The sequence below is a fragment of the Pseudomonas sp. NKUCC02_KPG genome, from assembly GCF_019345465.1.
Classification (GTDB): Bacteria; Pseudomonadota; Gammaproteobacteria; order Pseudomonadales; family Pseudomonadaceae; genus Aquipseudomonas.
This window is the reverse complement of record NZ_JAHKRC010000015.1, coordinates 83,181-105,086: the sequence shown is the minus strand read 5'-3', so window position 1 is coordinate 105,086 and position 21,906 is coordinate 83,181. Positions and strand designations below refer to the sequence as shown.

The 21,906-nt window shown below is 59.4% G+C and carries 19 protein-coding genes; 6 read left to right on the top strand and 13 right to left on the bottom strand.

Going from position 1 to position 21,906, the window contains the following annotated elements:
* The first annotated feature begins 24 nt into the window (after nt 1-24).
* Nucleotides 25-537, top strand: a complete 513-nt coding sequence (locus tag KO536_RS19535) for a dihydrofolate reductase (RefSeq protein WP_219262678.1) — start codon at nt 25-27, stop codon at nt 535-537.
* Nucleotides 538-581: 44 nt separating this feature from the next.
* Here the strand turns inward: KO536_RS19535 and KO536_RS19530 are convergent, their stop codons facing one another.
* Nucleotides 582-1,973 carry an L-cystine transporter gene (locus tag KO536_RS19530; RefSeq protein WP_133075141.1) on the bottom strand — a complete coding sequence of 464 codons (1,392 nt, stop codon included), beginning with the start codon at nt 1,971-1,973 and terminating at the stop codon, nt 582-584.
* A 220-nt stretch (nt 1,974-2,193) separates the two neighbouring features.
* Between KO536_RS19530 and KO536_RS19525 the strand changes: the two genes are divergently transcribed.
* Nucleotides 2,194-3,249, top strand: coding sequence for a haloacid dehalogenase-like hydrolase (locus tag KO536_RS19525; RefSeq protein ID WP_219262677.1), 1,056 nt, complete (start codon nt 2,194-2,196; stop codon nt 3,247-3,249).
* Nucleotides 3,250-3,347: 98 nt separating this feature from the next.
* Here KO536_RS19525 and ilvD read toward each other — a convergent pair whose 3' ends face one another.
* A complete protein-coding gene (ilvD, locus tag KO536_RS19520; RefSeq protein WP_219262676.1) occupies nt 3,348-5,195 on the bottom strand; it encodes a dihydroxy-acid dehydratase in 1,848 nt (615 codons plus the stop codon).
* 392 nt (nt 5,196-5,587) lie between these two features.
* On the opposite strand from ilvD, the gene KO536_RS19515 reads away from it, so the two are divergent.
* Nucleotides 5,588-7,273 carry a DUF4153 domain-containing protein gene (locus tag KO536_RS19515; protein WP_133075144.1) on the top strand — a complete coding sequence of 562 codons (1,686 nt, stop codon included), beginning with the start codon at nt 5,588-5,590 and terminating at the stop codon, nt 7,271-7,273.
* A gap of 58 nt (nt 7,274-7,331) precedes the next feature.
* On the opposite strand, the gene KO536_RS19510 is transcribed toward KO536_RS19515, so the two are convergent.
* Complete coding sequence (locus KO536_RS19510; protein WP_019828076.1) at nt 7,332-8,528, bottom strand: class I SAM-dependent rRNA methyltransferase; 1,197 nt, start codon at nt 8,526-8,528, stop codon at nt 7,332-7,334.
* A 150-nt stretch (nt 8,529-8,678) separates the two neighbouring features.
* On the opposite strand from KO536_RS19510, the gene mutM reads away from it, so the two are divergent.
* A complete protein-coding gene (gene mutM, locus KO536_RS19505) occupies nt 8,679-9,491 on the top strand; it encodes a bifunctional DNA-formamidopyrimidine glycosylase/DNA-(apurinic or apyrimidinic site) lyase (RefSeq protein WP_133075145.1) in 813 nt (270 codons plus the stop codon).
* 130 nt (nt 9,492-9,621) lie between these two features.
* Here the strand turns inward: mutM and KO536_RS19500 are convergent, their stop codons facing one another.
* From KO536_RS19500 to KO536_RS19480, 5 genes are all read right to left on the bottom strand, one after another.
* Complete coding sequence (locus KO536_RS19500) at nt 9,622-9,873, bottom strand: YfhL family 4Fe-4S dicluster ferredoxin (RefSeq protein WP_016782613.1); 252 nt, start codon at nt 9,871-9,873, stop codon at nt 9,622-9,624.
* Nucleotides 9,874-9,972: 99 nt separating this feature from the next.
* Nucleotides 9,973-10,455: a pantetheine-phosphate adenylyltransferase gene (coaD, locus tag KO536_RS19495; RefSeq protein WP_004419754.1), complete on the bottom strand. Its 483-nt coding sequence runs from the start codon at nt 10,453-10,455 to the stop codon at nt 9,973-9,975.
* Between the two features lie 115 nt (nt 10,456-10,570).
* A complete protein-coding gene (locus KO536_RS19490) occupies nt 10,571-12,166 on the bottom strand; it encodes a GMC family oxidoreductase (RefSeq protein ID WP_133075146.1) in 1,596 nt (531 codons plus the stop codon).
* A gap of 38 nt (nt 12,167-12,204) precedes the next feature.
* The gene (locus KO536_RS19485) at nt 12,205-12,750 is read right to left on the bottom strand and encodes a twin-arginine translocation pathway signal protein (protein WP_219262675.1); all 546 of its coding nucleotides are present in this window, start codon (nt 12,748-12,750) and stop codon (nt 12,205-12,207) included.
* A 13-nt stretch (nt 12,751-12,763) separates the two neighbouring features.
* A complete protein-coding gene (locus KO536_RS19480) occupies nt 12,764-14,194 on the bottom strand; it encodes a coniferyl aldehyde dehydrogenase (RefSeq protein ID WP_219262674.1) in 1,431 nt (476 codons plus the stop codon).
* A gap of 164 nt (nt 14,195-14,358) precedes the next feature.
* Here KO536_RS19480 and KO536_RS19475 point away from each other — a divergent pair, with 164 nt between their 5' ends.
* Both KO536_RS19475 and KO536_RS19470 read left to right on the top strand, forming a co-directional pair.
* Nucleotides 14,359-15,027 (top strand): TetR/AcrR family transcriptional regulator, encoded by a 669-nt coding sequence (locus KO536_RS19475; RefSeq protein WP_133075149.1) that lies wholly within the window; start codon nt 14,359-14,361, stop codon nt 15,025-15,027.
* Nucleotides 15,028-15,057: 30 nt separating this feature from the next.
* Nucleotides 15,058-15,912 carry a sulfurtransferase gene (locus tag KO536_RS19470; RefSeq protein WP_133075150.1) on the top strand — a complete coding sequence of 285 codons (855 nt, stop codon included), beginning with the start codon at nt 15,058-15,060 and terminating at the stop codon, nt 15,910-15,912.
* Nucleotides 15,913-15,951: 39 nt separating this feature from the next.
* Here the strand turns inward: KO536_RS19470 and KO536_RS19465 are convergent, their stop codons facing one another.
* The 5 genes from KO536_RS19465 to KO536_RS19445 form a co-directional block, all read right to left on the bottom strand.
* Nucleotides 15,952-16,794, bottom strand: a complete 843-nt coding sequence (locus KO536_RS19465) for an AraC family transcriptional regulator (protein WP_219262673.1) — start codon at nt 16,792-16,794, stop codon at nt 15,952-15,954.
* Nucleotides 16,794-17,837 carry a hydrolase gene (locus tag KO536_RS19460; RefSeq protein ID WP_219262672.1) on the bottom strand — a complete coding sequence of 348 codons (1,044 nt, stop codon included), beginning with the start codon at nt 17,835-17,837 and terminating at the stop codon, nt 16,794-16,796. The genes KO536_RS19465 and KO536_RS19460 overlap by 1 nt, the downstream gene beginning before the upstream one ends.
* A 299-nt stretch (nt 17,838-18,136) precedes the next feature.
* Nucleotides 18,137-18,736, bottom strand: coding sequence for a 16S rRNA (guanine(966)-N(2))-methyltransferase RsmD (gene rsmD, locus KO536_RS19455; protein WP_133075153.1), 600 nt, complete (start codon nt 18,734-18,736; stop codon nt 18,137-18,139).
* Nucleotides 18,736-20,226, bottom strand: a complete 1,491-nt coding sequence (locus KO536_RS19450) for a pitrilysin family protein (protein ID WP_219262671.1) — start codon at nt 20,224-20,226, stop codon at nt 18,736-18,738. Before KO536_RS19450 ends, rsmD begins: the two co-directional genes overlap by 1 nt.
* Nucleotides 20,219-21,571, bottom strand: coding sequence for a pitrilysin family protein (locus tag KO536_RS19445; protein ID WP_219262670.1), 1,353 nt, complete (start codon nt 21,569-21,571; stop codon nt 20,219-20,221). Before KO536_RS19445 ends, KO536_RS19450 begins: the two co-directional genes overlap by 8 nt.
* Between the last annotated feature and the right edge of the window lie 335 nt (nt 21,572-21,906).

The window sequence follows — 21,906 nt, the reverse complement described above, 5'->3', positions numbered from 1 at the left end:
GGCGGCTCTGGTATCCTCGCCGCCATGAAAAAACCATACATTCTCAGCATGATCGCAGCCCTCGGTGTAAACCATGTGATCGGCTTCAATAACAGCATGCCCTGGCACTTGCCTGCGGATTTCAAATACTTCAAGGCCACTACCCTGGGCAAGCCGATCATCATGGGTCGCAAGACCTGGGATTCATTGGGTCGCCCGTTGCCAGGCCGCTTGAATTTGGTGGTCAGTCGTCAGACCGGCCTGCAGCTTGAAGGTGCCGAAGTATTTGCATCCCTTGAGGCGGCTCTAGAACGTGCCGAGGCATGGGCGAATGAGCAGGGCGTCAACGAAGTGATGCTGATTGGCGGCGCACAGTTGTACGCCCAAGGTTTGGCGGATGCCGATAAGCTTTACTTAACGCGGGTAAATCTGAGCCCGGTAGGCGATGCTTGTTTCCCTGAGTTTGATCAGGCGCAATGGAAGCGGGTGTCAGAAGAACTGCATGCCGCCGCGGATGACAAGCCGGCGTTCAGCTTTGAGGTGTGGGAAAGGGTTTAAGGCAAGCCCGCACCCACAAGCGTGGGCGCGGGGTCAGTCAGGTGTTACGCGTGCGCCAGATCACCATGGTCGTCTTCAGCCAGAATGGCCTTGTCGGTCTGGTGCAGAATCTGGCTGGTCACCGTACCGGCGACCATCGAACCGCTGACGTTCAGCGCCGTGCGGCCCATGTCGATCAGTGGCTCAACCGAAATCAGCAACGCCACCAGCGATACCGGCAAGCCCATCGCGGGCAATACGATCAGTGCCGCGAAGGTCGCACCACCGCCCACACCGGCCACGCCCACAGAACTCAAGGTCACAATCGCTACCAGCGACGCGATCCACACCGGGTCCAGCGGGTTGATGCCAACGGTCGGAGCAACCATCACCGCCAACATGGCCGGGTACAGGCCGGCACAGCCGTTCTGGCCAATGGTGGCGCCAAACGAGGCGGCAAAGCTGGCGATGGAAGATGGAATCCCCAGGCGACGGGTTTGCGCTTCAATGCTCAGCGGGATGCTGGCCGCGCTCGAACGGCTGGTGAAAGCAAACGTCAGTACTGGCCATACCTTGCGGAAAAAGCGCAGCGGGTTAACGCCGGATACCGACAGGATCACGCCATGAATCACGAACATCAGGGCCAGGGCGATGTAGGACACCACCACAAAGCTGCCCAGTTTGATGATGTCTTGCACGTTGGACATGGCGACCACTTTGGTCATCAGGGCCAGAACACCATACGGGGTCAGTTTCATCACCAGGCGCACCAGGCGCATCACCCAGGCTTGCAGGGTGTCGATGGCGCTGAGGATCTTGCCGCCTTTTTCCGGTTCATCCTTGAACAGCTGCAGTGCAGCAATACCCAGGAATGCAGCGAAAATCACCACGCTGATGATCGAGGTCGGCTTGGCTCGGGCCAGGTCGGCAAACGGGTTCTGCGGGATAAACGACAGCAGCAACTGCGGCACGTTCAGGTCCGACACCTTGCCCACGTAGTCGCTCTGGATCACTTGCAGGCGGCTCATTTCAGCCGCGCCCGCCACCAGGCCATCGGCGGTCAGGCCGAACAGGTTGGTCAGGCCGATGCCCACCAGCGCTGCGATCATGGTGGTGAACAGCAGTGTGCCGATGGTCAGGAAGCTGATCTTGCCCAGGGATGAGGCGTTATGCAGTCGGGCCACAGCGCTGAGGATCGATGCGAAAACCAGCGGGATCACGATCATTTGCAGCAGTTGCACGTAGCCGCTGCCTACCAGATCGAACCAGCCGATGGACGTTTTCAGGGTAGGGCTATCAGCACCGTAGGTCATGTGCAGGCACAGACCGAAGACCACGCCGAGAACCAGTGCCAGCAAGACTTTTTTAGCCAGGCTCCACGCGGTGTGGCGGGTCAGCGACAGGCCAAACAGCAACGCGAGGAACACCAGCAGATTGAGGATCAGCGGGAAATTCATGAAAACTCCGAGGGGACGACGTGCATCAGTATTTGTATGCAGCTATTGCTAACCGGAAAGCGTAACAGTTTGAAATAACAGGAAATATACCGTTGTGGAATGACAGCCTTTGTTTTTGGAATAAGGCGGTGGCGCATTCACGACGATAGCCGTCGTGTCCGAATCAAAAATTGTTACACAGGTTTGTTAGCTTCGATGCCTTTGACGTGGAGCATAGCTGATGAAACTGACCGCCAAGTTGATCGCTGCAACCCTGTGTCTGGGCCTGACGGGGCAGGCACTGGCCACAGAATTGAAACACTGGCCCGCTGATCAGGCCAGGCAACTGGAGGCCATGATCGCCGCCAACGCGAACAAGGGTAACTTCGCGGTCTTTGACATGGACAACACCAGCTATCGCAACGATCTGGAAGAGGCCCTGCTGCCTTATATGGAGAACAAGGGCCTCATCACCCGCGAAAGCCTGGACCCGTCACTCAAACTGATCCCGTTCAAAGACACCGCTGACCACAAGGAAAGCCTGTTCAGTTACTACTACCGCCTGTGTGAAATCGACGACATGGTCTGCTACCCGTGGGTGGCCCAGGTGTTTTCCGGTTTCACCCTGCAACAGCTCAAGGGTTACGTGGATGAGTTGATGGCGTCGGGCAAGCCGGTGCCGGTGACTTACTTCGAGGGCGATGTGGTCAAGACCTCAGAGGTTCAGCCGCCCAAGGTGTTTACCGGTCAGGTCGAGCTGTTCAACAAACTGATGGAAAACGGCATCGAGGTCTACGTGATGACGGCCGCCTCGGAAGAGCTGGTGCGCATGGTGGCGGCCGATCCCAAGTACGGTTACAACGTCAAGCCGCAGAACGTGATTGGCGTGACCACCTTGCTCAAGGACCGTAAAACCGGGGAGCTGACCACGGCACGCAAGCAGATCAGTGCGGGCACCTATAACGAAAAAGCCAACCTTGGGCTGGAACTGACGCCTTACCTGTGGACACCGGCGACGTGGATGGCGGGCAAGCAAGCGGCGATCCTGACCTATATTGATCAATGGAAAAAACCGGTGCTGGTGGGCGGTGATACGCCGTCCAGTGATGGCTACATGTTGTTTCACGGGGTTGACGTCGCCAAGGGCGGGATTCACCTGTGGGTCAACCGCAAGGACAAATACATGGCGCAGCTGGAAGGCATGATGGCCAAAAACGCAGCGGCCCAGGCCAAGGAAGGTTTGCCGGTGACGGCGGACAAGAACTGGGTGATCGTCAAGCCTGACCAGATCCAGTAATTCCTGTGGGAGCGGGCAAGCCCGCTCCCACAAGGGTGGTTATGTTGCCCATAAAAAATCCCGGCACCTGGCCGGGATTTTTGTTGTTGCAGGGTGGCTTACGGCGCCAGCTTGTCCAGCAATGCTTTGTCACGCACCGCGCCCTTGTCGGCGCTGGTGGCCAGCAAGGCGTAAGCCTTGAGGGCGGTGGTGACTTTGCGCGGACGCACTTCAACCGGCTTCCAGCCTTTCTTGTCTTGCGCGGCACGGCGTGTCGCCATTTCTTCGTCGCTGATCAGCAGGTTGATCGAGCGGTTTGGAATGTCGATCAGCACTTTGTCGCCGTCCTGCACCAGACCTATCGCGCCGCCAGCCGCCGCTTCCGGCGAAGCATGGCCGATGGACAGGCCCGAAGTACCGCCCGAGAAGCGGCCATCGGTGAGCAGGGCGCAAGCTTTGCCCAGGCCTTTGGATTTCAGGTAGGACGTCGGGTAAAGCATCTCTTGCATGCCCGGGCCGCCTTTCGGGCCTTCGTAGCGGATGATCACGATGTCACCGGCCTGCACTTCGTCCGCCAGAATGCCGCGCACGGCGCTGTCCTGGCTTTCGAAGATCTTGGCATTGCCTTCGAACACGTGGATCGATTCGTCTACGCCCGCCGTTTTAACGACGCAACCATCCAGCGCGATGTTGCCGTACAGCACGGCCAGGCCGCCTTCTTGCGAGTAGGCATGCTCGACACTGCGGATACAGCCGTTTTCACGGTCGTCGTCCAGGGTGTCCCAGCGGGTCGACTGGCTGAACGCGGTTTGGGTTGGAATACCGGCCGGGCCTGCACGGAAGAAGGTATGCACGGCTTCGTCGTCAGTCTGGGTGATGTCCCACTTGGCGATGCCTTCAGCCAGGGTCTTGCTGTGTACGGTCGGCAGGTCGGTGTGCAGCAGGCCGCCACGGGCCAGCGAACCGAGGATGGAGAAAATGCCGCCGGCGCGGTGCACGTCTTCCATGTGGTACTTCTGGATGTTCGGCGCCACTTTGCACAGCTGCGGCACGTGACGCGACAGGCGGTCGATGTCTTTCAGGTCGAAGTCGATCTCGGCCTCTTGGGCAGCGGCCAGCAAGTGCAGGATGGTGTTGGTCGACCCACCCATGGCGATGTCCAGCGTCATGGCGTTTTCGAATGCCTTGAAGTTGGCGATGTTGCGCGGCAGTACCGATTCGTCGTTCTCGACGTAGTACTGGCGGCACAGGTCGACGATGGTGCGGCCAGCCTGCAGGAACAGCTGCTCGCGGTCGCTGTGGGTCGCCAGTGCCGAGCCGTTTCCCGGCAGGGCCAGGCCCAGGGCTTCGGTCAGGCAGTTCATCGAGTTGGCGGTGAACATGCCGGAGCACGAACCACAGGTTGGGCAAGCGCTGCGCTCGTACTCGGCAACCTTCTCGTCAGAAGCGCTGGAGTCGGCCGCGATGACCATGGCATCTACCAGGTCCAGGCCGTGGCTGGCGAGCTTGGTCTTGCCCGCTTCCATAGGGCCACCGGAAACGAAAATCACCGGGATGTTGAGGCGCAACGAGGCCATCAGCATGCCAGGGGTGATCTTGTCGCAGTTGGAGATGCACACAATGGCGTCGGCGCAGTGGGCGTTGACCATGTACTCGACGGAGTCGGCGATGATCTCGCGGCTCGGCAGCGAGTACAGCATGCCGTCATGGCCCATGGCGATGCCGTCGTCTACGGCAATGGTGTTGAATTCCTTGGCAACGCCGCCAGCGCGCTCGATCTCGCGGGCAACCAGTTGACCCATGTCCTTCAGGTGGACGTGGCCGGGTACGAACTGGGTAAAGGAGTTGGCAATGGCGATGATCGGCTTCTTGAAGTCGGCATCTTTCATCCCCGTGGCGCGCCACAAAGCGCGGGCACCGGCCATGTTGCGGCCGTGGGTGGAGGTTTTCGAACGATAGTCAGGCATGGAACAACTCCGGGCGGCTAATCAGGTAACAAACAGGGAAGTGAGCTTCTAATGACTGGCAGACCACACAGAAAATGACTACGTGTCAGCTAGCTGCCTTAAACGCTGCGGGATCGCCGCGCGCCTGGGCCTGAGCTCATAAACCCGCCGGGGATGATTGGCGATGAATCCGTCGATTCTACACGGCTGGCGGGCGGAGGGAATGGGCAGGGCAGTTACTCCGGAGCACAAATGAGCGACTCGCAGTAACGCACTCGCTGTTCACGGTCAATCGGGCATTGAGTAAGTCCAGGCCTGCCTTTGTGTAAGAAACAGTATTTTTTGAAAGTGACCGGGCCATTTAACGAAATTCAAGCAATAGTGTTCGAATGGTTTTTCAGTGAGGACTCTAAATGCTGACGCTCAACCGCTCCGTCAAAGCCAGCCTGGTGATCGGTCTGACACAAGGGCTGCTGCTCTGGCTGGCCAGTACTTTGCCCCAGTCCGGGGTCAGGATCGCTTTGGCTACAGCCGTGCTGGTGGGCGGCATCAATCTGCTGCTGTTGGGTGACAGCGTGCGCCAGCGCGGTACGGCATGGCTGGTGATCGGACTCACGGCCGTCTTGACGGCCATCAGTACCTGGGTATTTCTGGACGGTGACAGGCAGTTATTCAACAACAGGTGGCTGACCGGGAGTTGGGTGTTCTTCTCGCTGGTGGTCGCTTACGTCTGTACCGCTTTTATCCTCAGTTGGCCGACCCGTGAGGGGCGGTATCCGCGTTATGAGGACCTGTTCCGCCATGCCTGGGACACGGTGTTTATCGTGCTGCTGGGGCTGCTGCTGAATGCGGTGTTCTGGGGATTGCTGTGGCTGTGGGGCAGTCTGTTCAAGATGCTCGGGATTGTGGTGCTCAATAAACTGTTCTCAACCGAGGGGTTTATTTGCGTCAGTTCGGCGATGGTATTTGCCCTGGGCGTGAATATGGGGCGCGAGAATGATCGTGTCATCGGCATGCTGCGCGGGCTTTTGCTCACGCTCTGCCGTTTTCTGCTGCCCCTGGGGGCGCTGATTGCCATTGTGTTCACCCTGGCGTTGCCATTTACCGGGCTGGAGCCGATCTGGGACACCGGGTATTCGACGCCGATCATGCTGTGGCTGGTGGCGGTCAATCTGTTCTTGCTCAATGGTGTTTTCCAGGACGGCACCCAGGGCAGCGGTTATGCGGTGTGGCTCAAGCGTGTGGTCGACCTGTGTCTGCTGTGCTTGCCGGTGCTGGTGTTGCTGGCAGGGTATTCGACCTGGCTACGCATCGAGCAGTACGGCCTGACGCCTTCCCGTGTGCTGGCAATGTTGCTGGTCGCGGTGATATTTGCCCACAGCCTGGCTGCGGTCTGGGCGGTGGTGGTGCCGCAGCGCCAGTGGCTGTGGAGTTTGCGTCTCACCAACCCGGTCATCGCGCTGGGGACGGTGGTGCTGTTGCTGGCCATTCATACGCCGTGGTTCAGCCCGCTGAATTTCAGTGCAAATAATCAGGTGGCTCGCGTGCTGAGTGGCAAGACGGCGGTAGAGAACTTTGATGCCGACACCTTGCGCTATCAGCTGGGCCTGCCCGGCAAGCAGGCGTTTGACGAGTTGCTGGTGCAAGTGGAGCAAGGCCAGGTATTGACGCCGCCTGAGCGGCAAGCGTTGCTCAAGCGCCTCAAAAGTGTCGACACGGGCGAGGGCAAGCGGGCGCCGAAAGAGAAAACCCTGGAATGGATTGGCCCTGTAGTTGAAGGCAGTGATCAATTTGAAGCGCCAGATTTTGGCAAGCAGGCGTGTCAGGAGCCGGGCTGTGTGTTGTGGGCCGTTGATCTGGATCGGGATGGGCAAAACGAGGTGGTGCAACTGCCCAAGCGGGGCTGGGTCAGGGAACTGGATTTTTTCAAGCGCGATGGGCAGGGCAAGTGGCAACACGCAGGCTCGTACGAGGCCGATGCCAATGCACTGGAGATGATCGAGCAGATCCGTGAAGGCAACGCGAAGGTAGTGACGCCGCGCTATCAATCATTGTTGATCAATGGCGTGGAGCTCAATCCCCGTTCGAAGGCGCAATGAACGCTAAACCCCGTAGCAGCCGTCGTTCTCGACAGCTGCTACGGGGGCAATGTGCGTCTTAGCTGTTAGGCAGCAAACGGCAGGTGATGCTCTTGATGTAGCGTGTTTCGTTGATGGCCGGGTGTACCGGGTGATCCGGACCCTGGCCACCGCGTTCCAGCAGCTGGATGTTGCGATCCAGATGACGGGCGCTGGTTAGCAGAATGTTCTGCAGGTCGTCTTCCGGCAGGTGCATCGAGCACGATGCGCTGACCAGAATCCCGTCCTTGGTGAGCAGGCGCATGGCTTGCTCATTCAGGCGGCGGTAGGCACCTTCGCCGTTTTTCAGGTCTTTTTTGCGTTTGATGAAGGCCGGCGGATCAGCAACGATCACGTCGAAACGCTCTTCGTTGGCTTTGAGTTCCTTGAGGGCTTCAAACACGTCGCCTTCCATGCAGGTGACTCGCTCGGCAAAACCGTTCAGGGCAGCGTTGCGCTCAACACCGTCGAGGGCGAACGATGAAGCGTCGACACAGGTCACTTCGCTGGCGCCGAAAGCAGCCGCCTGAATACCCCAGCCACCGATGTAGCTGAACAGGTCCAGGACTTTTTTGCCTTTGACGTAAGGCGCCAGGCGGGCACGGTTCATGCGGTGGTCGTAGAACCAGCCGGTTTTCTGACCGGTCATGACCGGCGCTTCGAACTTGACGCCGTTCTCTTCCAGGGCAACCCACTCCGGCACCAGGCCGAACACGGTTTCGACGTAGCGCTCAAGGCCTTCAGCGTCGCGGGCAGCCGAGTCGTTCTTGAACAGGATGCCGCTTGGCTTGAGGACTTGCACCAGCGCTGCGATCACGTCGTCTTTGTGCTGTTCCATGGTGGCCGAGGCCAGCTGGACCACCAGGATGTCACCGAAACGGTCGACTACCAGGCCCGGCAGCAGGTCTGAATCGCCGTAAACCAGGCGGTAGTAAGGCTTGTCGAACAGGCGGTCGCGCAGGGACAGGGCCATGTTCAGGCGGTGAACCAGCAGCGATTTGTCCAATGGCAGCTTGATGTCGCGTGACAGCAGGCGTGCACAGATCAGGTTGTTGGGGCTCATGGCAACGATGCCCAGCGGCTTGCCGCCGGCGGTTTCGAGTACCGCTTGGTCGCCGGCCTTAAAACCGTTCAGCGGTGTGGCGGCTACATCGATTTCGTTGCTGTAGACCCACAAGTGGCCGGCGCGCAGGCGTCGATCGGCATTGGCTTTAAGGCGCAGGCTTGGCAGGGACATGACGTCGCTCCGGGTATTGAAAAGGGCGCGATTATAGCCTTAGACGTAACCTTGAGGCTTGGCTGATTCACCGCATTGCGTCGGATCACGGAGCTAGTCGCGCAGAAATTTCCGTTAGAATCGCCAGCTATTCCAGAGTACGGAGCCCCCATGCCTGAATTACCTGAAGTCGAAACCACCCGGCGTGGCATCGCCCCGCACCTTGAGGGGCAGCGGGTCAGCCGGGTGATTGTACGCGAGCGCCGTCTGCGCTGGCCGATCCCCGAAGACCTTGATGTGCGCCTGTCAGGGCAGCGCATTGTGCTGGTCGAGCGCCGGGCCAAGTACTTGCTGATCAACGCCGAGGTGGGGACGCTGATCAGCCATTTGGGCATGTCCGGCAACTTGCGGCTGGTGGAGGCGGGCTTGCCCGCTGCCAAACATGAGCATGTGGACATTGAACTGGAGTCCGGGCTGGCCTTGCGTTACACCGACCCGCGCCGGTTCGGGGCAATGCTCTGGAGTCTGGATCCGTTGAACCACGAGCTGCTGGTGCGCCTGGGGCCGGAGCCGCTGACGGACCTGTTTGATGGCGATCGACTGTTTCAGCTGTCGCGCAAGCGTTCGATGGCGGTCAAGCCGTTCATCATGGACAACGCGGTGGTGGTGGGCGTGGGCAATATTTACGCGACTGAAGCATTGTTTGCTGCCGGGATCGACCCGCGTCGCGAGGCCAAGAGTATTTCCCGTGCGCGCTATTTGAAGCTGGCGATTGAGATCAAGCGGATTTTGACCGCCGCCATCGAGCGTGGTGGCACGACCTTGCGCGACTTTATCGGTGGCGATGGCCAGCCCGGTTACTTCCAGCAGGAACTGTTCGTGTACGGGCGCGGGTATGAGCCCTGCAAGATCTGCGGCACTGAACTGCGTGATGTAAAGCTGGGTCAGCGCGCCAGCGTGTTCTGCCCGCGTTGCCAGACGTAGTCACCAGTCCTGCGCTGAAAGCTTGTGGGAGCGGGCTTGCTCGCGATGCAACCACCTCGGTCGAACGGGTCGATCGCAGTGAATCTATCGCGAGCAAGACCGCTCCCACACAAATCGCATAGACGATGAATCAGGCCTTCCCGGTAATTGCCCGGTACTTTTCCATCAGCTGTTCTTCGGTTTCCGGGTGGGCTTCATCCAGCGGGATGCAGTCAACCGGGCAAACCTGTTGGCATTGCGGTTCGTCGTAGTGGCCAACGCACTGGGTACACAGGTTGGGGTCGATCACGTAGATCTCTTCGCCCTGGGAAATGGCAGCGTTCGGACACTCGGGTTCGCAGACGTCGCAGTTAATGCAATCGTCGGTGATGATCAGGGACATGGGTACTCCGGCCGGGGCGGTCGGCCCGGGCAACTGAAATCGAATGCGGCAATTGTGCCGCATTGGCGCCCGCAGTGCACGCGGGCGCCGCTTCAGTGGTTATTTCTTGCGAAAACGCTCGGTCAGGGCATCAGCCACGGCCGGGTGTACGAATTTGTTGATATCGCCGCCCAATGCTGCGATTTCGCGCACCAGCGTCGACGATATGAACGAATAACGCTCTGACGGCGTGAGGAACAGACTTTCGACATCGGGGGCCAGTTGGCGATTCATGTTCGCCAGCTGAAACTCGTATTCGAAATCCGACACGGCACGCAGGCCACGCAGAAAGACATTGGCGTTCTGTTCTTTGGCGAAATGCGCGAGCAGCGTCGAGAAACCGACCACCTCAACATTGGGCAGGTGTTTGGTGACTTCACGAGCCAGCTCCACACGCTGTTCCAGTGGGAATAGCGGGTTTTTCTTGGTGCTGGCAGCGACAGCAATGATCACGTGATCGAACAGGCGCGAAGCGCGTTCGACCAGATCGCCATGGCCCTTGGTAATAGGGTCGAATGTACCTGGGTACAACACTCGGTTCATCGCGTCGTCCTGGCGGGAATCCGTTGGGGAGTCGGATGGTATCGCAGCATTACCGGTCGGCCAAGTCGCCATTCGAAGAAGAAAGCACTATAGACGCGACGAATTAACTGCTTTTTCATGAACTTTTAAGGCGTTCGGCCAGTTGCGTCGCGAGTTTTGCCGTCAATCCGTACACCGATAATTGTGGGTTGGCACCAATGCTGGTGGGGAATAATGAGCCGTCGTGGACCGATACATTGCGCAATTGATGATGGCGGCCGAGGCTGTCGGTGACGGCCATCTGCGGATTTTCACCCATTGAACATCCGCCCATCACATGGGCACTGGCCAGGCGGGTTCGATACAACTCAAGGCTCAAACTGTCGATCTGGTCACGTGTTTCGCGAAGGCGTGTCATGTAGCGCGCATCGCTGTGCAATGGCATGACTGCGCTGGCACCCGCCGCAAACTGGATTTCGGCCATGCTGTGGAAGGCGCGCTTGAGTCCCTCCCAGCCGTAGGGCGTGAGGGTGTAATCGAGCACCGGACTGTCATCGCTGCGCAACTCGACACTGCCACCAGGGCTGTCAGGATGAAATCCGTCGCGCATCAGCGCCAGCATCATGTGGGTAGTGGGCAGTTTGGCCATTTGTTCAGCACTGCTCTGGCCAAAGCCTGAAAACAAGGTGGCGGCCAATGCCGGGTGCAGCGGTGGCACTTCGAGTTTGTAGCCCATAGGGCCTTTGGGACCGTCTTTCCATTGAAAGTGATCTGAGTAAATCGACTGCGGCGCACCGTAGAAAGGATTGATTGCAGTAGGAAATTGCGCTGCGGAGAAGTTGACCAGATGCAGAAATGTCCGCTTGCCCAGTCGCTTGTGTGGGTCGGGTGCGTCGGAGCGCATCAGCAGGCCGGGCGTATTGATGCCACCGCCTGCCAGAACGTAGTGGCGGGCCTTGACCGTAATCGTGTGGCCGTTGGGGGTTACGCAGCGGCTGTCCATTGCCTGGCACTCCAGGCCGGTGACATGGTCGCCACTGATGGATAACCGCCACGCGCGGGCCAGATAAAGCAGTTCGCCGCCGTTCTCCAGAGTCGCGGGAATGGTTGTGACCAGCATTGATTGTTTGGCGTTGGTCGGGCAGCCCATGCCGCAATAGCCCAGGTTCCAGCAGCCCCGCACGTTGCGGGGGATCACATGCCAGCTGTAGCCGAGCTTTTCGCAGCCGTTGCGGATCACTTCGTTGTTGGCGTTGGGCGGGACTTGCCAGGGCGCAACACCCAGGCGCTGCTCCATGTGTTCGAACCAGGGAGCCATCTGTTCCTCGCTGTGGCCTGCGACTGCGTGCTCGCGGGCCCAGTGCTCCAGGGTGGGCGCCGGGGTGCGAAAGCTGGAGGTCCAGTTCACCAGCGTGGTGCCGCCCACGGCCCGGCCTTGAAGAATGCTGATGGCGCCGTCTTTGCTCATGCGCCCCACACCTTCCTGATACAGGCTGGCGTAGGCCTCGTCCTCGAGCAGCTTGAAATCGCTGCTGGTCTTGAGCGGCCCTTCTTCGATCAGTAGGACCTTGTAGCCCGCTGCGCTGAGGATTTCAGCCGTGGTGCCGCCGCCTGCACCGCTGCCGACAATGGCGACGTCTGCCTCCAGTGTCAGGTCGCCCTCCAGTTGCGAGCCATCATGGGTTTTCCAGCCTCGGGCCAGGCCTTCGCGAAATGGATCGGTTACGGGCATCAGGGTTACTCGAGATGAGTGCGGGAACGTAAGTGTTTTTATATTTTTGGCGGACCCGGGTAGCCGCAGGCCGCCCATGATTGCGGGCACTCGTACCAACTCATCATGACCAGCTGCACCAGCGAGCCATGACCCATTTTCAGCAAGCCCAGGCTGCTGTTTTGCCAGCGCTGGAGAAAGTGCCGGATCTGCTCGGGGCTGGCGTTTTCCCAGCGACCCCAAACCCCGGTCAACGGGCCGCGTGTCATGGGCATGGCCAGCACGTCGAACAGTTGTTGGGTAAGGCTGAGCAGCGCGGGAGACAAGTGGTTGAGGTTGTCGTCCAGAGTGTTCAGCGTGGCCTTCGTAGCGTCGGGCATTGAGGACGCAGGCACGCTGCCAGCGAGCATGACCGGGATCAGCGCGCGCAAAAAAATCAGGTCGCTGCTGCGCAATACCGCAAAGCCACTGGCGCTGCTGCTGGCCGAGCAACCGCTAAGGCTGGCACTTAGCCCGGCAGTCGCCAGTAATGCACTGGCACATGCACCGACCTTCAAGACCCCGCGACGTGAAAGCAGGGCGTTCTCGACACTGAGTACAGGCATGGCCAAGGCTCCGCTAGCGGATGAACAGTTTCTGGATCAGGCGCACCAACTGCCGGCCGTAAGGCGGGTAGATCATCAGCGAGCTGTTCCAGCGCTGTTTGACCAGGACCCCTTTGGCCTTGCTGAAGGTCAGAAACCCTTCGTGACCATGGTAATGGCCCATGCCCGAGTGCCCGACCCCGCCAAAAGGCAGGTCGTCGATGGCCACGTGCAGCAGTGTTTCATTGATGCTGACACCGCCCGAGTGGGTGTGCTGGATGACGCGCTGTTGCTCGGCCTTGTTGTAGCCAAAGTAATAAAGCGCCAAGGGGCGAGGTCTGGCGTTGATGTACGCCAATGCCTGATCGAGATGGGTATAGGTCACGACGGGCAGCAGCGGGCCAAAGATCTCGTCCTGCATGACCTGCATGTCGTCGCTGACCTCCAGCACCAGTGCGTGGGGCATGCGTCGCCCCTGGCCTTGTTCATATAACGGAACCAGGCGTGCGCCCTTGAGGGTCGCATCGGCTTGCAGTCGTTCAAGGCGCGCCACCTGGCGTTCGTTGATGATTGCGGTGTAGTCCGGGTTATCGATCAGGGTCGGATAAAAGCTGTGGACCGCCTGGCGGTAGGCGTCGATAAAACCGTCGACCCGGTCCTGGGGTACCAGCACGTAATCCGGGGCGATGCAGGTCTGTCCCGCGTTCAGGGTCTTGCCCCAGGCGATGCGCTGGGCGGCATCCTTGAGCGGTACATCGGCCGACACAATGGCAGGAGATTTGCCGCCCAGTTCCAGGGTGACGGGGGTCAGGTTTTCAGCGGCCGCGCGCATCACCTGCTTGCCCACGTGGGTGGAGCCGGTGAACAGCAAGTGATCAAACCCCAGGCTGGAGAACGCTACAGCCACATCGGCTTCGCCCAGCACCACCGTCACCATGTCTTCGGGAAAGATGCGCCCCAGCAAATCCTTGAGCAAACGCCCTGTGGCCGGGGTGAACTCGCTGAGCTTGAGCATGACCCGGTTGCCGGCGGCCAATGCCCCGACCAAAGGGCCAATTGCCAGGTACAGCGGGTAGTTCCACGGCACGATAATTCCGACCACGCCCAGTGGCTGGTACACCACCTTGGCGCTGGCGGGGACGAACATCATGCCGACGCTGCGCGTTGAAGGCTTCATCCAGCGCTTGAGGTGTCTGAGGGTGTAATCAATGCTGTGCAGGCAAGGCATCAGCTCGGCAAACAAGGTTTCGTCCGGACTGCGATGGCTGAAATCCTGACTGATGGCGTCGATCAAGACTTCACGCTCGGCACTGAGCAGTTGGCGCAGACTTTTTAACCATTGCTGGCGTTGCGCAAGAGGTGCAAACGGATGGGCTGCGTAGGCCTGACGCTGTTTGTCGAGCAGTGAATTGAGCTCATCCTGAAGGGCTGAGACGTTGTGATCGTAGGCACTGTCGACAGACATGGTTGCTCCAGGCGTTTTTTCTATGGGTTTTTATCGTTGGAGAGCAGGGATGTTTTTAGAGCTTGTGCTCTAAGTTGTCAATCGCCGGGCCTGTCACCCGTGTTGTTTATCGATTCAAGGTTAGGCCGTAAGATGCCTTTCGTTTTTAAATTAAGCGCAAGCCCATGGCCATACGACTAAAAACCAGCCAGCGCATCGCCAATAGCAGCCTGGAGCTTTTTAACCAGCTGGGCGAACGCAGTGTCAGTACCAACCACATTGCGGCCCATATGGAAATTTCGCCGGGCAATCTGTATTACCACTTCCCGAACAAGCAGGCGATCATCTCGGTGTTGTTCAGTGAGTACGAAGCACTGGTGTTGAGTTTTTTACACCCGCCAGAAGGGCGTTTGCCCACCGTTGCCGACAAGCGCCATTACTTGCAGCAACTGCTGGATGCCATGTGGCGCTACCGTTTTTTGTACCGCGACATTGAGCATTTACTGCACAGCGATTCGGAACTGGCCATCCGCTATCGACGCTTTTCACAGCACTGCCTGACTCAGGCGCAGGCGATCTATGCCGGATTCGTCGAGGCCGAAATCTTGCGTATGACCTCCCAGCAAATCGAATCCTTGAGCCTTAACGCGTGGATTATTCTTACCTCGTGGGTCGGATTTTTATGCACCACCCGTGAGAACAGTGAGCAGCTCAGCGAGCAGGCGATCAAGCGTGGTGTGTATCAACTGCTGGTGCTGGAGGCGGGGTTTGTCACCGACCAGGCCCGTGAAGCAGTCGATGAACTGATCAAGGAATATTACGTTCCCCTGGAACATGCGCTGTACGCTCAATAACTGCATTTCACCCCCTCACAGGAGTTCACTATGCCCGTTGCGCAACTGATCAGCCCTCAAGCCCTGAATGAACGTCAGGCGCAGCCCGGCCTGGTTATTCTGGACTGTCGCTTTGCCCTGGAAGACCCGGATTATGGCCGTTGCAGTTATGCCGAAGGGCACATTGCCGGCGCACAGTTTGCCGACCTTGAGCGTGACCTGAGCGGGCCGGTGATCAAGGGCGTGACAGGTCGCCATCCGCTGCCCGATCCGCGCACCCTTGTGGAGCGACTGCGCACCTGGGGTGTAAATGCCGACAGCGATGTGGTGCTGTATGACGATGGTCCCGGTGCCTTTGCTGCTCGGGCATGGTGGTTGCTGACCTGGCTGGGCAAGCGCGACGGCGTGTTTATCCTGGATGGCGGCCTCAAGGCCTGGCATGGAGCGGGCTTTCCCCTGAGCCTGGATGCGGCTCCGACGTTGCGCGGCACGTTCGAAGGTAAACCTGACAGCCATATGCTGCTCAGCGCGGAGCAACTGCAAAAGCGCCTTGGCAAACCGCAGATGACCTTGATCGATGCCCGTGCGCAGCCGCGCTTTCGAGGCGAGGTGGAGCCCATCGATCCTGTTGCCGGACATATTCCAGGCGCGCAATGCGCAGCGTTCAGCGAAAACCTCGATAGCACGGGGCGTTTTTTGCCTGCCGAGCAACTCAAGCAGCGGTTCGCCGAAAAACTGGGGGATCGCTCGCCCGATGAACTGGTGGCCTATTGCGGGTCCGGTGTGACGGCGTGTCATAACCTTTTTGCGCTGGGGCTGGCGGGTTATCCGCTGGGCAAGCTCTATGCGGGCTCGTGGAGTGAGTGGATCAACGATCCGGCGCGTGGCATTGCTACCGGCGATTGATCAACCGAGGGCGGTTTAGTGTGTGGGAGCGGGCTGCAATCATCGGCGGTCCGAGTTGGCACTGGCCAAGCGATACGCACCAGGGCCAACGCCATAGACCTTCTTGAATTGCCGACTCAGGTGGCTCTGGTCGGCAAAACCCAATTGCGTCGCCACTTGTAGCGGCAAGCAGCCTTGTTGCAACAAGGCCCGGGCATGGGCGATGCGCTGCTGCATCAGCCAGGTGTGTGGCGGCATGCCAGTGGCTCGTTGAAACACCCGGGCAAAGTGGAACGCAGACAAGTTGACCGCTGCGGCGAGCTCTTCCAGTGAGGGTGGCTCTGCCAGCCGGGCGTTTAACAGTTCCTTGGCCCGGCTTACGGCACGATGCTCGACGCCGGGTTTTGCCGGCATCGGCAGGCGGGCATGGCGATTGAGCAGGGCTAGCATCATCTGGCGCCATACAGTTTGCTGGTGCAAGGCGGTTTCTGGCCCTTCCAGCAATTGATGCAGCCGGAACAACCCGTGAAACAGGTCGCTGTCGTACAGCAATGTGTCATTGAAGGTCGGCAAGTGCGTGGCGGGCAGTTCGAGTTCTTCGAGCAATTGTTGAATTTGCGCGTTGTCCGGGTAAAAAGCCCGGTAGCGCCAGCCCGCATCATGGCCTTTGTGCCCATTGTGGACTTCGTCCGGGTTGATCAGCACCAGCGTGCCCGTGGCGGCCAGGTGTTCGGCGCCCCGATAGCGATAACGCTGGGCGCCCTCGACGATCATGCCGATCACAAAACCATCATGCACATGGGGCACGAAGCGGTGCTCGATATAGCGCGCCGTGAGCAATTCGACACCCGTCAGGGGCGGCGTCTGCCAGAAGCGAATCGACTCACCCTGCTGTGCGTCCATTACTCGGACTCAAGCCGCAGCGCGGCCAGCCATTGGGGAATCCGTCGCTCAAGGTAGTAACCCGGCCTGGTCGGCGTACCTTCCAAAAAGCCGACATGTCCGCCTTTGGCGTGCAATTCAAGTTGCGTGCTGGGCGACAGCTCGCTGGTTTCAGGGATGCTGTGCTTGAACACGAACGGATCGTCCGTGGACTGGATAATCAGGGTTGGGGTGTCGATAGTACCAAGGAAGTAACGACTGGAGGCGCGACGGTAGTAATCATCGACGTTGAGATAGCCGTTAAGGGGGGCTGTCACACGGTCATCGAATTCCCAGAAGGTACGCATCTTTCCCAGCGTCTTCACTGAACCCAGCTCGGCCAGCCTAGCGAGGCCTTCGTGTTGGGCATCGATCTGGAACCGGTGCTTTTTGACTTTGACGTAGGCCAGCATCTCGCGCATGAAATGAGCCTGGTAGACCCTCGAAAACCCGAGGCCGATCCGGTCTGCACACTGGTCAAGACGGAACGGTACCGATACGGCGACGGCACCTTGCAAGCCACTCTCGTGGCCGCTTTCGCCCAGATACTTGAGCAGCACATTGCCCCCCAGCGAATAGCCCACGGCATACAGCGGCGCCAACGGGTGTGTGGCGCGCAAATGCGCCACGGCCTCGGCCAGGTCTTCGCTGGCGCCTGAATGATAGCTGCGAGCCAACAGGTTGGGTTCGCCCGAGCAGCCTCTCCAGTTCAGTGCTGCACTGGTCCAGCCGCGTGCGGCAAGGGCGTTTTGCAGCCCCAGAACATAGTGCGAACCCGATGAGCCGGTCAGGCCGTGCAGCACCAGAACGACGGGGGCATATGCCTGCGGCGTGCCGTGCCAGTCCAGATCGAGAAAGTCGCCGTCCTTGAGCCAGATGCGTTCACGCCGATGCTCGATGGCAGGTTTTGTGCGCCATAACGGCCCCCATAACGTCTGGATATGAGGATTGCCCAAACCCGGCGCCGTGACAAACGGCTTGAGGGGTAAAGCATGGCTGGCTGAAAAAGGCACGGTGGTTCTCATCGGATGACAGGTACGGCGGGTGTCTAAATTGCCACATTGCAGCCCGGCACCCAAGTGTTGCGTAATGGCCAGTTAGTTATCTGATGGTTGGCATGCAACGGGGTCCCATCAAAAGAACCGGCTGGGCTTGCGAAGGCAGGAGAGGGTGTTACGCAGGGATTTTGTGTTTGCAGGCGCGCTCAAGGCATCGCCCGGACCGTGGAGCCGCTGCCGTAGGCTGCGATAAGGGCCGAAGGGATTGCTCTTGAAAAAGAGCAATCCCTTCGGGCTCGATCGCAGCCTGCGGCAGCGGCTACAGGTTATTGTGCGGCCGCAGCCTCACGCTGCCACAGGGCGTAGTTCACGCCCCCGGCTTTTTGCTCGCGGTGCAGGCGCCAGTTGGCAGGCAGGCTCAGTTCCGATGGGCGGACTTCGCTTTCGGTGTAAACCCATGCGTCATCGGCCAGCCAGCCGCGTTGCTCCAGCAGGTCGCAGGCCGGCTTGAGCAGGTCCTTGTTGAACGGCGGGTCCAGGAAAACCACGTCGAACGTGTCAGTTGCCGTCGCGTCCAGATAACGAAGGGCGTCGGTCTGCTGCACTTCGCCGACCGTGCAGCGCAGGATGCCCATGTTCTCGCGAATGTTGGAAATCGCATCGCGGTTGCTGTCCAGTGCCACGCCTTTGGCTGCGCCGCGGGACATGGCTTCAAGGAACAGCGCGCCGCTGCCGGCGAATACGTCCAGTACCTTGGCGCCGCCGATGTGCGGGGCCAACCAGTTGAACAGGGTTTCTCGCACGCGATCCGGTGTCGGACGCAGGCCCTCTACATGGGGGAAGTCGAGCTTGCGGCTGCGCCATTCCCCGCCAATGATGCGTAACTGACCCGCACCTGAGTGCGATGTGTTTTTTGGCTTTGCCATTAATGCTCCGGAACCCCAAGAGGTTGCTCTGAAGGTTTGTCGGTAGGAGGTGGCAGTGGTTTTTGCGGCACGGTTGGGCCAGCGGTCACTACGACCATTTTGTCGGCGCTCAGGTGCTTGTTCATGGCGGCCTTGACCTGATCGGTGGTCAGGTCCTGGGATTTCTGCATGAAGGTTTCAAGATAGTCCAAAGGCAAATCATAGAAGCCCATTGCGCCAAGTTGGCCGACGATGGCTGAGTTGCTGGCAGTGGACAGCGGGAAGCTGCCTGCCAGTTCACGCTTGGCATCGTCGAGTTCTTTTTGCGTCGGACCATTTTTCAGGTAATCAGCCAAAATGTCTTGCACCAATTTGAGCGTACCTTCGCTCAATTCGGCACGGGTTTGCAGGTTGATCATGAACGGGCCACGGGCTTGCATCGGGCTGAAGCCGGAATACACGCCATAGGTCAGGCCGCGCTTTTCACGCACTTCAGTCATCAGGCGCGTGCCGAAACCGCCGCCACCCAGGATGCTGTTGCCCAAAGCCAGTGCGGCATAGTCGGGATCGTCACGGTCAATGCCCAGCTGGGACACCAGCAAGTGGGTTTGCTTGGACGGGAACTCGATGTGGGTTGCGCCGGGTTTTGGCTCGCTCGGTTGCACTGTTTTTGCAACGGCCGGGCCCTTGGGCAGCGCGGCCGAAACCTGGGCTGCGATGGCTTCTGCTTCAGCGCGAGACAGGTCGCCAACGATCGCAATGACTGCGTTGCCAGCGGTGTAGGCCTTGTTGTGGAAGGCCTTGAGTTGATCGATGGTTATAGAGGTGATGCTTTGGGCGTTGCCATCGCTGGCGTGAGCGTACGGGTGATCGCCGTACAGGCGCTTGAACAGCTCATCGCTGGCCAGTTTTCCGGGGTTTTGCTTCTGGAACTCAAAACTGGCGAGCAACTGGTTTTTGATCCGCGCCAGGGAGTCAGCCGGGAATTTCGGCTTGCCCACCACCTCGGCGAACAGATTGAGCGCCGGAGTGCGTTTGTCCACATCGCTCAGGCTGCGCAGTGAGGCAACGGCCATATCGCGATAAGCACCATTGCCGAAGTCGGCACCCAGGCCCTCAAAGCCCTGGGCGATGGCGCCTACATCTTTGCCGGCCACGCCTTCGTTGAGCATGGCGTTGGTCAGCAGGGCCAGACCGGGGGTGTTGTCGTCCTGGCTGCTGCCGGCGGCGAAGGTCAGGCGCAGGTCGAACATCGGCAGCTCCCGTGCTTCGACGAACAGCACTTTGGAGCCTTCGGCGGTTTTCCAGGTTTGCACGTTCAGCGCACGGTGGCTGGGAGCCTTGCCGTCGAGTTCGGCCAATGACTGGAGTTTTTGCTCGGTCTTGGCCTTGTCCAGCGCCTGGCTTGCAACCGATTGGTCGGGATTGGCAAAAAAGTAGCCGAGTGCGCCAACCAGAACGGCAGCGCTCAGACCGAGCAGGGCGAAGCGGGAGGCTTTACGCTCACTCATGGGTTTTCTCCTCGGGCAGAACATGCGCAACGCTCAGGCGGTCGCGAGTGAAATAGGTGCGGGCGGCTTGCTGGATATCGGCCGGTGTGACCTTTTGCAGGTCACCCAGCTCGGAGTCCATCAGCTTCCAGGACAGGCCGACGGTTTCCAGTTGGCCAATCGAGGTGGCCTGGCTGGTGATCGAGTCGCGCTCGTAGACCAGGCCGGCAATCACCTGGGCACGCACACGCTCAAGTTCTTCAGTGGTAGGCGGGGTCTTTTTCAGGTCGTCGAGCAAACGCCACAAACCCGCTTCGGCCTGGGCCATGGTGACTTTTTTCTGGCTGTTGGGCATGGCTGAAAGCATGAACAGGCTGTCGCCACGGGTGAAGGCGTTGTAGCTGGACGATGCCCCGGAGACCAGTTCTTCACCGCGCTCAAGCTGGGTCGGCATGCGTGCGCTGTAGCCGCCGTCCAGCAGCGCAGAAATCAGGCGCAGGGCATTGGCGGTGATCGGGTCTTTGGCCGTCGCAATGCTTGGCACGTTAAAGCCCAGCATCAAGCTTGGCAGTTGGGTCTGTACGTGGATCTTGAGCAGGCGCTCGCCAGGGGTTGGCAGCTCCAGCGGGATTTTGGCGACAGGAATTTCGCGTTTTGGAACAGGCCCGAAGTAGCGTTGAGCCAGGGCTTTGACTTCATCCGGGGTCACGTCGCCGACCACGACCAGCGTGGCGTTGTTGGGCGCATACCACTCTTCATACCATGCGCGCAGTTCGCCAACGCTCATGCGCTCAAGGTCCACCATCCAGCCGATGGTCGGAGTGTGGTAGCCGCTGGACGGGAAGGCCATTGCACTGAACAGCTCGTAGGCTTTGCTCATGGGCTGGTCGTCGGTGCGCAGGCGGCGTTCTTCCTTGATCACTTCGATCTCGCGCTTGAACTCTTCAGGCGGCAGGCGAAGGCTGGCCATGCGATCGGCCTCAAGTTCAAAGGCCACGCCCAGGCGGTCGCGGGCCAGCACCTGGTAATAGGCGGTGTAGTCGTCGCTGGTGAAGGCGTTTTCCTGGGCGCCAAGGTCGCGCAGGATCAACGAGGCCTCGCCGGGGCCGACCTTGTTGCTGCCCTTGAACATCATGTGCTCAAGGGCGTGGGACAGGCCGGTCTTGCCTGGCGTCTCGAAACTGGAACCCACTTTGTACCAGACCTGGGAGACCACTACGGGCGCGCGATGGTCTTCGCGCACAATGACTTTCAGGCCATTGTCCAGGCGGAACTCGTGAGTAGGCTGCGGTTCGGCCGCCAGGGCCGAAAGCGGAAGTAAAACTGTGCTGAGCAACAGGCCAGCAGCGCGGCGGGCTAGATTCATTCGTTTTTTAACCTGTTGGGCTACCTGCTCGGCCTTAGCGTCTGCAGGTGAGGAGGTGCTAGGATACTGATCCGTTTTACCGGCGGCCACGCCTATCAGGCCATTGACGATCAGACTAAGGTTGATCGGGCAGTATAGGAGCCCGCTTGGAAGTGTGGATGTATCCCGGTAAATTTCGCATTTTTGCCGACTTTCCCGTGACAGACCCGAGTTAAGACGAAGTTCACGAGGTGCGTTTTACCCTCTGAACACAGTTGCGTGCGAACAAGCTGACAAAATTACAGTCTGTTTCACACCGAATATTATTTGCCGGGGCGCCACAGTGGCGCGCCGCT

What these genes read in the sequence shown, in the direction of transcription:
- ilvD (WP_219262676.1), bottom strand. Translation starts at nt 5,195, where the DNA reads ATGCCTGACTATCGTTCGAAAACCTCCACCCACGGCCGCAACATGGCC.
- KO536_RS19475 (WP_133075149.1), top strand. Translation starts at nt 14,359, where the DNA reads ATGGCCATACGACTAAAAACCAGCCAGCGCATCGCCAATAGCAGCCTG.
- KO536_RS19515 (WP_133075144.1), top strand. Translation starts at nt 5,588, where the DNA reads ATGCTGACGCTCAACCGCTCCGTCAAAGCCAGCCTGGTGATCGGTCTG.
- KO536_RS19460 (WP_219262672.1), bottom strand. Translation starts at nt 17,837, where the DNA reads ATGAGAACCACCGTGCCTTTTTCAGCCAGCCATGCTTTACCCCTCAAG.
- KO536_RS19490 (WP_133075146.1), bottom strand. Translation starts at nt 12,166, where the DNA reads ATGCCCGTAACCGATCCATTTCGCGAAGGCCTGGCCCGAGGCTGGAAA.
- KO536_RS19500 (WP_016782613.1), bottom strand. Translation starts at nt 9,873, where the DNA reads ATGTCCCTGATCATCACCGACGATTGCATTAACTGCGACGTCTGCGAA.
- mutM (WP_133075145.1), top strand. Translation starts at nt 8,679, where the DNA reads ATGCCTGAATTACCTGAAGTCGAAACCACCCGGCGTGGCATCGCCCCG.
- KO536_RS19530 (WP_133075141.1), bottom strand. Translation starts at nt 1,973, where the DNA reads ATGAATTTCCCGCTGATCCTCAATCTGCTGGTGTTCCTCGCGTTGCTG.
- KO536_RS19450 (WP_219262671.1), bottom strand. Translation starts at nt 20,226, where the DNA reads ATGAGTGAGCGTAAAGCCTCCCGCTTCGCCCTGCTCGGTCTGAGCGCT.
- KO536_RS19485 (WP_219262675.1), bottom strand. Translation starts at nt 12,750, where the DNA reads ATGCCTGTACTCAGTGTCGAGAACGCCCTGCTTTCACGTCGCGGGGTC.
- KO536_RS19445 (WP_219262670.1), bottom strand. Translation starts at nt 21,571, where the DNA reads ATGAATCTAGCCCGCCGCGCTGCTGGCCTGTTGCTCAGCACAGTTTTA.
- KO536_RS19535 (WP_219262678.1), top strand. Translation starts at nt 25, where the DNA reads ATGAAAAAACCATACATTCTCAGCATGATCGCAGCCCTCGGTGTAAAC.
- KO536_RS19525 (WP_219262677.1), top strand. Translation starts at nt 2,194, where the DNA reads ATGAAACTGACCGCCAAGTTGATCGCTGCAACCCTGTGTCTGGGCCTG.
- KO536_RS19470 (WP_133075150.1), top strand. Translation starts at nt 15,058, where the DNA reads ATGCCCGTTGCGCAACTGATCAGCCCTCAAGCCCTGAATGAACGTCAG.
- KO536_RS19510 (WP_019828076.1), bottom strand. Translation starts at nt 8,528, where the DNA reads ATGTCCCTGCCAAGCCTGCGCCTTAAAGCCAATGCCGATCGACGCCTG.
- rsmD (WP_133075153.1), bottom strand. Translation starts at nt 18,736, where the DNA reads ATGGCAAAGCCAAAAAACACATCGCACTCAGGTGCGGGTCAGTTACGC.
- KO536_RS19480 (WP_219262674.1), bottom strand. Translation starts at nt 14,194, where the DNA reads ATGTCTGTCGACAGTGCCTACGATCACAACGTCTCAGCCCTTCAGGAT.
- KO536_RS19465 (WP_219262673.1), bottom strand. Translation starts at nt 16,794, where the DNA reads ATGGACGCACAGCAGGGTGAGTCGATTCGCTTCTGGCAGACGCCGCCC.
- coaD (WP_004419754.1), bottom strand. Translation starts at nt 10,455, where the DNA reads ATGAACCGAGTGTTGTACCCAGGTACATTCGACCCTATTACCAAGGGC.